The organism is Psychrobacter sp. TB67, assembly GCF_000511065.1.
GTDB classification, from domain to species: domain Bacteria; phylum Pseudomonadota; class Gammaproteobacteria; order Pseudomonadales; family Moraxellaceae; genus Psychrobacter; species Psychrobacter okhotskensis.
The window spans coordinates 1-10,478 of the sequence record NZ_AYYA01000037.1; the positions used below are offsets into that span (position 1 = coordinate 1).

The 10,478-nt window shown below is 40.6% G+C and carries 10 protein-coding genes and 1 pseudogene; 7 read left to right on the plus strand and 4 right to left on the minus strand.

Going from position 1 to position 10,478, the window contains the following annotated elements; translation table 11 throughout:
* Positions 1-45: 45 nt before the first annotated feature.
* A protein-coding gene (locus tag W293_RS0105435; protein WP_156915601.1) for an IS3 family transposase occupies positions 46-1,211 on the minus strand; the annotation gives its coding sequence in 2 pieces (ribosomal slippage) (positions 46-953 and positions 953-1,211; 1,167 coding nt in all).
* Positions 1,212-1,818: 607 nt separating this feature from the next.
* On the opposite strand from W293_RS0105435, the gene W293_RS0105445 reads away from it, so the two are divergent.
* Entirely contained in the window at positions 1,819-2,010 is a 192-nt protein-coding gene (locus W293_RS0105445; RefSeq protein WP_025651469.1) for a hypothetical protein, read from the plus strand.
* The gene (locus tag W293_RS0105450; RefSeq protein WP_025651470.1) at positions 2,011-3,183 is read left to right on the plus strand and encodes a DUF6708 domain-containing protein; all 1,173 of its coding nucleotides are present in this window, start codon (positions 2,011-2,013) and stop codon (positions 3,181-3,183) included.
* 191 nt (positions 3,184-3,374) lie between these two features.
* Here the strand turns inward: W293_RS0105450 and W293_RS0105455 are convergent.
* The 3 genes and pseudogenes from W293_RS0105455 to W293_RS0105465 form a co-directional block, all read right to left on the minus strand.
* Positions 3,375-3,551: pseudogene (locus W293_RS0105455) on the minus strand (transposase); the annotation flags it as partial.
* 62 nt (positions 3,552-3,613) lie between these two features.
* The gene (locus tag W293_RS0105460; protein WP_025651472.1) at positions 3,614-3,877 is read right to left on the minus strand and encodes an Arm DNA-binding domain-containing protein; all 264 of its coding nucleotides are present in this window, start codon (positions 3,875-3,877) and stop codon (positions 3,614-3,616) included.
* Positions 3,878-4,268: 391 nt separating this feature from the next.
* The gene (locus W293_RS0105465) at positions 4,269-5,354 is read right to left on the minus strand and encodes a hypothetical protein (RefSeq protein ID WP_025651473.1); all 1,086 of its coding nucleotides are present in this window, start codon (positions 5,352-5,354) and stop codon (positions 4,269-4,271) included.
* A gap of 823 nt (positions 5,355-6,177) precedes the next feature.
* On the opposite strand from W293_RS0105465, the gene W293_RS0105470 reads away from it, so the two are divergent.
* From W293_RS0105470 to W293_RS0105490, 5 genes are all read left to right on the plus strand, one after another.
* Entirely contained in the window at positions 6,178-6,969 is a 792-nt protein-coding gene (locus tag W293_RS0105470) for an inovirus-type Gp2 protein (RefSeq protein WP_227502350.1), read from the plus strand.
* A gap of 142 nt (positions 6,970-7,111) precedes the next feature.
* Complete coding sequence (locus W293_RS0105475; RefSeq protein WP_025651461.1) at positions 7,112-7,402, plus strand: hypothetical protein; 291 nt, start codon at positions 7,112-7,114, stop codon at positions 7,400-7,402.
* A 50-nt stretch (positions 7,403-7,452) separates the two neighbouring features.
* Positions 7,453-8,445 carry a DUF932 domain-containing protein gene (locus W293_RS0105480; protein WP_025651462.1) on the plus strand — a complete coding sequence of 331 codons (993 nt, stop codon included), beginning with the start codon at positions 7,453-7,455 and terminating at the stop codon, positions 8,443-8,445.
* Between the two features lie 109 nt (positions 8,446-8,554).
* Positions 8,555-9,652: a YqaJ viral recombinase family protein gene (locus tag W293_RS0105485; RefSeq protein WP_025651463.1), complete on the plus strand. Its 1,098-nt coding sequence runs from the start codon at positions 8,555-8,557 to the stop codon at positions 9,650-9,652.
* A 107-nt stretch (positions 9,653-9,759) separates the two neighbouring features.
* Positions 9,760-10,478, plus strand: a 719-nt coding sequence (locus W293_RS0105490) for a hypothetical protein (RefSeq protein ID WP_025651464.1), incomplete at its 3' end; no start/stop codon positions are given.

Here is a 10,478-nt window from a genome sequence, read left to right on the forward strand (position 1 = left end):
TGACCCCTGCCGTCAAATCCGTACAGTTAAACTTGGGAGATTTAATTACGCAGCTTGACGATAATAATCAAACCACACCTGTCTTGGCGATTTATAGCCCAAGCTCTTTTGAGTTCTCGTTTGGTTGTAATATAGTTCAATATATCCAATGATATCGGTAATGGCGGCAAATCTAGTTTTATAGTCTTGGTGATACACCAGCTCGTTCTTTAATATGCCCCAGAAGCTTTCTATGGGTGCGTTGTCAAAGCAGTTGCCTTTAGCACTCATTGAGCCTGTAAACTGATGCTGCTTGATGATTTTGTGATAAGCGTGGCTACAGTACTGACTGCCTCTGTCAGAATGCACAATCAGCCCTTTGCCTGGTCGTCTGTTCTTGATTGCCATATTTAGTGCACGACAGACTAAATCAGCAGTCATGCGTTTATTAATGGCGTAGCCAACCAGCTCTTTGGTGTATAGATCTTTGACCCCTGCTAAGTACAGCCAGCCCTCATTTGTCCAGATATAAGTAATGTCACTGACCCAAGACTCATTAGGACGCTTGGCATCAAACTGCTGATCGAGCACGTTTGGATAAACCAGCTTGTTGTGATTAGAGTCGGTGGTCACTTTAAAGCGCTTATGACGTCGGCATTTGATGCCGTGCTCTTCTTTGATGCGTCTCACCATGTATAGGCTAATGTCATGGCCTCGCTCACTTAGATGCGCATGCAGACGCTCATATCCATAGCGCTCCTTTGTTTCACTGTGCGCGGCTTTAACCAGCAGCTCAGACTGGTTGCGATGTATCTGTTGATCGCTGATATCACGACTCAGCCAGTCGTAGTAGCTAGAATGCTTAACCTTTAGTACACGGCACATAGCTGTGATACTAAATATCTGCTGGTTATCCTTAATAAAGGCGTACTTTACTAACTGTTTTTCGCGAAGTACGCCGTGGCCTTTTTTAATATCTCTCGCTCCTCCTCGGCAACTTTAAGTTGTCGCTTGAGCTGCTTTATTTCTTGAAGCGCTGTCATAAGATCAGGATCATATTGTTCTGTGCCGATAAGCTTGCCTTGATTGGCTTTGTTATGCCAATTTGATAGCGTTTGCATGGCAATGCCAAGCTGCTTTGCGGTAGCCGAGATATTGCCATTATTGTCTGATATCTTCTTGACAGCTTCTGCTTTAAATTCGTCACTGTAGGTTCTTACTTTCTTGGTCATGATAAACTCCGATTAATACGCTTAGTTTACCAAGTTTATCTCTACGGTTTCTTCAGCATAGCTCAAGGGAATACGATAAAATTTACAACTCTGAATTTGCTAGAAATCCTGATGATATTCCAATCAGTGAGTATGAAGGAGGGACTGACCGTTATTTTGGAGATTTAGCGTTAAAAGGTGATGAACTTATATTAAAAGTTTCAGGTGGTAAGCTACTTATTATTACCCGAAACGAGCGTCAAGAGCAGCTCAGGCAGCAACTTATACAGTTTGTATCAGAGCATAGTGAAGTGTCAGTCAAAGTTGGTATACAAGGTCTGATAAACCCAAGAAGTAATCAGACAACAGACAGTTTAGATGAATTGGTTCTTGTGAATTACAACGGTTTAGAAGCCAATGCCACTCATAATCTTTTTAAGATGCTTAAGGTATTGAATGATGAGGAGTGAGGTTATAAACAGATAAAGCAACATTTGCAGGGTTCGATTTAAATTCAAGCTATACAGCAGGTAAGAATGATAATTACGTTATTAGTAAAGCCTATGGAGGTTCAGCTGTAACCGGTCTTGCTTCAACCTACCTATTAGGTTTTACAGTATTTACAGGTGTGGGCGTCTTTGTTCTAATTGCATTCATTGGTATCAATCTATTTATCGGCTACTGGAAAAAGACAGGTATGGAGAATTGGCTCAAACATGGTATATGGGGTACAGATAGCAATAATTGGTCACTTAAGCATACGCTAGAGCAGTTTGACCGCGCTGTGGTCGGTGAAGACATCGACCTCAAGGATAATTAAATGATAGATACTGAAGGGCGTAAACCATATTCAAAATTAAGATATTACGAGGTCGGAAAAAATGTTTCGAATCTTAAGAAGATTGGCGATTTCAAATGGTTAGATAAAAAACAGATCCATGACGTACCACTTTATTCGCAGCGCACTGTTGTACAGTTTAATTCAACCTATATGGAGCTGATAGGCCGGCAAGATAGAATACGCGGAGATGTAACTGTTTGGGGGCTCTTTTTCTTTGGCCTTGTGACGTATGCTTTATATGTTATGGGAGTATTATTTCTTATAATATTTGCTAATAGCGCGGCTTTAGGCAGTATTATTATATTATTCGTAATAATACTTTTAGGTATTTTGACACATGTACTACCATTACTCTCAACCGAACTATTTACCTATACCTATTTACCGATTCGTTTTAACCGTAAAACCCGTAAAGTCTATGTGCGCCAAGCCAATCGTAGAGTAGAAGTCTTTGACTGGGATGAGCTACGGTTTTATATGGCGACTACTTATAAAGATGGTGGCGATGTTCGTGGTATCACACTTGCTGATGATGGTGTGACGATTACTGGTATGTTTAGTTTGCCTTTTGTCAGTGATTTGACAGCTAAAGAAATACTAGGTGGAACACAACTAAAACAACATTTTGAATTTGTCCGTCGTTATATGGAAAGTGACGACAAACAAATTGTAGAAATCAAAAATTCTATTCGCTATATACATCCAGTTTATAAAAAAAGAGAAACGCCATTAGTATCTTTTAAGCGAGCTACACTAGCTGCTCTTGACTCAGATGAAAATATGGAATATCCAAAGGAGGCATTAAGATTAAACTGGACACATCTAGCAATTATCATACAACTTTGGCTACGCTACCTAGGGCGTCTACTCTCTATCAACACCAGCATCACCCCTAAGTTTAGCCCCGAGATTGAAGCTGAATGTCAGATAGATCCTAACGATCCGTATGACTTAAACAAAAACTTGCCCGAAGGCAATATTGAAGATACAAATCAACCCATTTGGAAAAAGCTGACACATAGTATCTTGCTTATTTTATTTGGTATCGTCATGTTATTCGTTTTTGCATTTTTTATTGATATGATAGGGGCAATTAAAGGCTACGACACAGGGCTAGCCTATAAGCTACTGCATTTGTTTCATTTAGTGTGATTAAATTTTTTACTATGCATATGATTGCTTAGAAAAATAAGAAGGCGGTAAATGCAATTACGCGACGATTTCGCTACACATATCAGTGAGCTTCACAATCCTATTGACCGTCCTTATACCGCTATCGTTTATGGCTGTAAATCTGGTTTTGTAATCCTCATGATATACCAGCTCATTCTTCAACACGCCCCATATTGCTCTGTACCGACAAGCTTGCCTTGATTGGCTTTGTTATGCCAGTTTGATAGCGTTTGCATGGCAATACCTAACTGCTTTACAGTAGCTGAGATATTGCCATTATTATCTGCTATCTTCTTAACGGCTTCGGCTTTGAATTCGTTACTGTAGGTTCTTACTTTCTTAGTCATGATAAACTCCGATTAATACGCTTAGTTTACCAAGTTTAGGTGTACGGTTTCTTCAGCATAGCTCAATTACGACTTAGTAGCTCTTCATAGTCACGCCAAATTTCACAGGCACGAGCAAACGATACGTTTGGATACACGCCAAGCGATATACGTTTGTTTTTTAAATGGGTAGGGGACAGGTAGCGATAAACCCAAGATTTAGTGCCATTAGGTCTAACCATGAGATACAGCATAGGATGGTTTTTGACAGAGACTAGGTATTCTTTGTCATCGGCTTTATGACTGCTGATGCTGCGGTCGGAGCTGATAGGTTTGCGTGCTTCCATAACTGACACCCCAATGTACATTTAAAAACCAGTGTACATAGTAGTGTACATCAGATGCATGGATTGGGATAGATAAAGCAGGACAGTATAGAACGCCAGATACAACAAAGCCCCTAGTAATAGGGGCTTTAGTTATTCTATAAGATAGTATAGAACTATGTAATGGTACCCGGAGCCGGAACGGTTAATTGTTGTTAAGTGTTTGATGTATATAGATAAATATTTAAATATATATTTTAGTACACTTGTGAGTATACTTTAGATTTGTTTTTCAGTTTTATAATTTAATAGTAACTAAATATTATCGCTTGACTAGTTTTTAGTATAACAGAAGCTATAAACGTAATCTGGAAAGGCAGAAGCCGTTGCTAGACTTACAACAAGTGTGAGGTTAACCTGAAGCATCGTCCTTATCTACTGCTTCAGTATCATCTTTAATAAGCTGATCATACATCTGTTCGATAGAATTGTTTATCATTTTCTGAGCGGTAAAGCCACTAAAGGCTATAAGTTTTTCTAACTTAGTCTGATTTTTCTTATATATTTTTATAATGCCATCGCCTTCTTCGTTTTTAGAGCTATAATTTTTTCGACCATCCCAAGCTTTTCTCATTTTGTATAACATATAGCTACGCTCAGAGTAACCTTTATTCTTTTCAGTTCCTATGTTAGGGCTTTCAATGTTTGATAGTGTGTCTAAATGGGCTAGTACCAGCTCATATTTCTCTTCAAAAGTCTCTGGGAAAAATACATCCTTGAGGATTATAGGCTGATCCTTGTCATTATCTATATAGCTATATACCCATTCAATTTGATTATGGTTAGCAACATCAAGCCATTTTAATTCTTTATCAGGTGTACGGCCTTTCAAATACGTGGATTTTATCGAGAGTAAATTCGAAACTTTCCAATCATCTATTATCTGTACTCTATTGAAATAACCAAATTCGTTATTTACATGGCTATTAAAATAAATAATGTTATATGGCAAAAAACTTGTAATTGCTGTTATTAGCTCATCCTTACCTTTAAAAGCTGAGTTTTTAAAAACATTATAGATAAGATTGGTGATAAAAAGTGAGCATCGTAGATCATTTTTAAACCAGTCAAGATAACTTTTTGGTAAAACCTTCGTTGCTCTAACATCCAATAACTCATTAAATTTATCAATGGGTGAAGTCCAGGTTTTAAGCTCTTTGATCAATAAGTTTTTATAATCATCATTGTCATAATTTATATTTTCCCAACTTTTATTAAGTAAAATATTATACGTATATAGTAGGGATTTTGCATCCGTAACACTCATTTTATCTAATTCTTTGAAGTAATCTTCAATACGCTTAGTCCCAGATCTTATACTTTTTATGTACAAGTCTGACATAGTTCTCAAGTATTGAGAATTATGATACTCCATTGATCCTTGATCAAATGGATAGTGCTGGTTGTCAGGAAGCCTAGTTAATTGTCCATCCACCATGTCATTTCCTCATAAAAGATTATAGAAAAACACAATACAAAAACTAGTTTTTATAAGGTTTTACATTGTTTTTTTTATAGTTTATTTCTAGCAATAAATACATACAGGCCTTGTTATTAGGCGATATAATTTACCTATAGTTAATATATACCAGCTTACAGTAAGAGTCTATATTTTTATTACGTATTAAACGATGGGCTGATTAGCTAAAGCGATGGATGTCGCGAGTCTATACTAAACTGGCGTAGACGAAGCCAAGCAACTATTGAGTTAGGATTTGCTAGAGATAATAATGAGCAGCTTTAATCGGAAGTGGTAGTTTAATAGCGAAAATATGCTTATCAAACCTAGTTCTAAGTCAGAGTAGATAGCTTTAAAAATTTGTGATATCCACCTGTTTCTAAAATATTATAGCGAAAAATTGTTCAGACTAATTGGTAGTGCCGTTCAGCTAACTCCACTTTAACCATTTGTCTTTAAAGTCCTATAATCCACTGCTACCTATCACCATAATTTCTAGAGCTCGCCTACACAAAGCTGCACTACGGCAGCTCGTCCTTAGTGGGTTATTTATATTATTATCTAAACACAGCAGCTACTTGTTCTACTGCTGAGGGCATAACTCTCAGCGACCATCATTATAAAAATACGGACTGATCCCACCCTATGAAACTAACTTCATAGGAATACCATAATGTCTTACTCACACCTAAACCAACCGCTAGCTGCTGCAAACGTCCATAGTCTTGTTACAGATATACTAGCGAACACTATCTGTTTTAATGAGGTCTTAAATAAACTGAACGGATTTTATTATCCGTTCATGACTCACTTCGATAGTGAGCTATTTTACTCACGGCCAGTCTTATCATTTTTTAGTAGCACTCAAGCGATCGTTGGTGATACCTATCCAGAAAACGTGATTTGGGATCATGATAAAACTCAGCGTTTTATCGACATGCTGCCATGCTATAAAAATGATATTGAAAATGAACGTAATGCGTTCATTTACCAAGAATCTCAAAATAAAAATAAACTAGGGTGCTATATTAATAATCTAATCGGGCATTATTCAAGACTGCTCTTTATACGTATCGACCTAAAATACGCAAAAGAAACCAGCCACCATGTGACCATTGAAGACTTCAATTATCACATGAGCAAGTTTCGAGAGCTTATCGGTAAAGCAAAAAACTGCAAGCCAAAGAGTTGCTTTGAGCATTTGCAAGGCAATGCTTGGGCTATTGAGCAAGGTGGGGAAGAAGGTGGGCTGCACTGTCATTTACTGCTTATGTATGATGGTTCAGAGCGACAGAATGATTGGTATATTGCTAAAGAGGTGGGTGAGAAATGGAAGGAGGTAACCGCTGGTCTAGGCGAATATTATAGCTACCATGATAAAGAACGTAAGCAGCAGTATAAGCAACATGACAAACTAGGTATCGGCATGATACATCAAAATAATCCTATTGAAGTTGAAAATGCTCTAGCTTCAGCTCTATACCTAACGAAGCCAAGCAAGAATGAGCAGCAACTTAAACTTTGGTTACCAAACATGCGTACCTTTGGTCATGGTATTTATCGTACAAAAAAACGTAGAGGCTTGCCTGAATAACAAAATATTTTTAGATATATAGTATTCCTATGAGATCAGTCAGGAAGCATCGCTCTCCTGACTGTTTAACCCCAAACTATCCTAATTAAAGGTCTGCTTAATCGCAGGCCTTTTTTATGCGCAATCTAAAAAGGAGTCCTTTATGAGACCGATCTGCCCACACTGTCATTCAGCGAACGTAAAAAGCAATACGGATACTGACAGTCCCTTTAATATCTTTGAGCAACTGTGTTCACAATCTGCCCTATCAGGTCTTGGTGTAAGCATCTGTAGGTACTACAAAATCAATTCAGCAATCGGTGTGGTGGTAGGAACGGCACTGGCTTCTGCTATTAGCTTGGCTAAAGACAAACTACAACAGCCACCCTTACTCGTTTTGGCAGCAAAGCCCAGTTATACCTGCAATACCTGCTCAAGAACTTTCAGCATTTAACCTATCCATATAACCCATAATTCTAATCAAAACTAAAAGGAAAAATCATAATGGCACATTTAATCGAATCAATGGCATACGTTGGCGAAACCCCTTGGCATGGCTTAGGTAATGAGCTGGCTCCCAAGCAGCCTATCGAAGTCTGGGCAAAGCAAGCGGGTATGGACTGGCGTATAGAATCCTCAGACGTGAGCTACATGGCGAATAATGATAAAGGACACAATTTGATTCTGCCCTTTGCTGAGCAAAAGGTGTTGTACCGCTCTGATAACTTTGAGCCATTATCAGTCGTTAGCCAGCGCTATCAAGAAGTACAACCTCGTGAGATTCTAGAGTTCTATCGTGATCTTACGGAACAGTCTGATTTTGAATTAGAGACCGCAGGCGTCTTAAAGGGCGGCCGTAAGCTATGGGCATTGGCTCGTACAGGGCAGTCAGCAACGCTTAAGGGTAAAGATGTCAGTAATGGCTACTTGCTTCTTGCAACCGCTTGTGATGGCACGCTAGCGACCACAGCACAGTTCACATCAATCCGTGTGGTCTGTAATAACACGCTTTCTATTAGCTTAGCGAATGGTTCAGGAGGCGTCGTTAAAGTTCCGCATTCCACCTCGTTTGATGCGGATAAGGTCAAGCAGCAACTAGGCGTGTCGGTGAAGCAATGGGATGAGCACAGCTATGAAATGAAGCAATTATCAGAGCGCCGTGTCACTCAAGCAGAAGCCGCCAATTATCTTAGCCGTGTGTTCAATGATCAGGACAATGACATCATTCTGTTCAACAGCGCTAAGAAAGAGAAAGACGCGGTGCCCAATGCCAAGGCGATGAATCAGGTGATGAACATGTTTAACGGTCAAGGTCGCGGAGCCGATCTTGATGCCGCTAAAGACACCGCTTACGGCTTGCTATGCAGTATCACTGAATACGTCGATCACGAACGCAGAGCAATGTCGAGAGACCATCGATTAGACGGTGCTTGGTTTGGCTCTGGCGCTAAGCTTAAACAAAAGGGTTTAGAGGAATCGCTACTGATGCTGGCCTAACCAGCCACATTTAAAATCTAACAATACAATCAACCACGCCTTCGAGCGTGGTTTTTTATGCCGCTTATTTCATTTAATACCCATAATCCATTTATCAAAGGAGTTCGTTATGAACATGATCGCACTAAACAGCACGACTCAGCCAAGACAAGCCAAGCGTGCAACCGTTAGGCTTAAACCAGCAGTAGTGAAAGCCAAGCAAAGCGTTACCGCTGATAAACCTAACCAATCTAATACTTCAACGACTGCTAAGCGTTTGATTAATACTAAAGATTTAAGCCGTGAGGACTGGCTACAGGTACGCAGACAAGGCATTGGCAGCTCTGATGCCGCTGCCGCTTGTGGTATTCATCCGTATTTATCGATGCTTGAGTTATGGATGATTAAAACAGGACGCATGAGCTCCGACATCGATGAGAGCATTGAAGGATATTCACCACTCTATTGGGGTAATACCTTAGAGCCGATGGTCGCTAAATATTACCAAGCGCATACCGGGAATAAGGTACGCCGCGTGAACGCTATCTTGCAGCATCCTGAGCAGCCATTCATGCTAGCAAATTTAGATTATGCCATTACTGGTAGTGATGAGGTACAGATTTTAGAATGCAAAACTGCTGGTGAACATGGTGCTAAGCTCTGGAAGCATGGCGTGCCGTTATACGTCACCTGCCAAGTGCAGCATCAGCTGGCGGTCACTGGTAAAACTGCGGCGCATATCTGCGTGCTGCTTTGTGGACACGAGGCTAAGATATACAAGGTTGAGCGGGATGAGCGCTTGATTGAGTCCATCATGGAGCATGAGCGTCAGTTCTGGCAGTATGTTGAGACAGACACGCCGCCAACCCCTGATCATAGCGAGTCAGCTGCCAAAGCCTTAAAGCTGCTTTATCCAACGCCTAAGCCCTCAAGCAAGGTTGATTTGCGAGATGATGATGGTGCCAACAAGTTGTTTGAGCAATTGCTGAGCTACCGTGACTATATGCAAGAGCTAGAGCAGCGCCATGATCAAGTTAAACATCAGCTGCAAACACTGATTGCCCATAATGAGGTGGCTGTATTTTCGATGGGCGCTATTTCTTGGAAGCGCTCGAAAGATAGTATCGGCTTGGATAGCAAAGCGGTCATTAAAGCGCATCCTGAGCTATTAGCTAAATTTAGTAAAACCAAGCAAGGTAGTCGCCGCTTCGTCATCTTAAACGACTAAGTCGAAACCTACTACACTTAACCAAAACAAGCGCATAACTGCCCACCCTAATCGGTGGGCTTTTTTATGGCTAAACACATTTTATTAAACCTATAAGGACTATCATCATGATTAAAGGTCTCACGATTACCCCACCAGTTTTAGGTCGTATCAGCATCGGACGTGTCATTCAAAAGGACGGCAAGCGTTTGCCTGCTAAAGACGATCAATTCACCATTACCAGTCAAGTGCAGAACAAGGATGGCTGGATCAATCATCCACTAGATGAAAAGCTACGCGAGCACAGTAACGGTAAGCTGAGACACATACCGGTACGCATGTTGTTTAACGATCCGACGCTAAACCTGCGAGCAGAGTACACGCTGTTCGATAGACAAACAGGTCGCCCACTATGCGTGGGTGACGGTGAGCAATGTCAACGTCGTACAAGTAATGGTGTGGAAACATTGCCTTGCGCATCACCTGATCGTTGTCCATTAGCGCAAGGCGGTGCTTGTAAGCCATATGGTCGCTTGTACGTTAATCTCAGTGAAGATGATGAGTTAGGTACGTTTATCTTTCGCACCACAGGCTTTAATAGTATTCGCACGCTTGCCGCACGGCTGAGCTACTTTGCTGCGGTGTCAGGCAATAAGCTGTCGTGTTTGCCCCTGCAATTAACGCTAAGAGGTAAAAGCACCACGCAAAGCTATCGTACGCCGATTTACTTTGTTGATTTAACACTACGTGATGGGGTGACACTAAAGCAAGCAGTGCAAGATGCACAGGCAATTGATGCGGAGCTTAGCGAACACGGATTTGATCAAGCAGCGCTAGAACAGGCTGC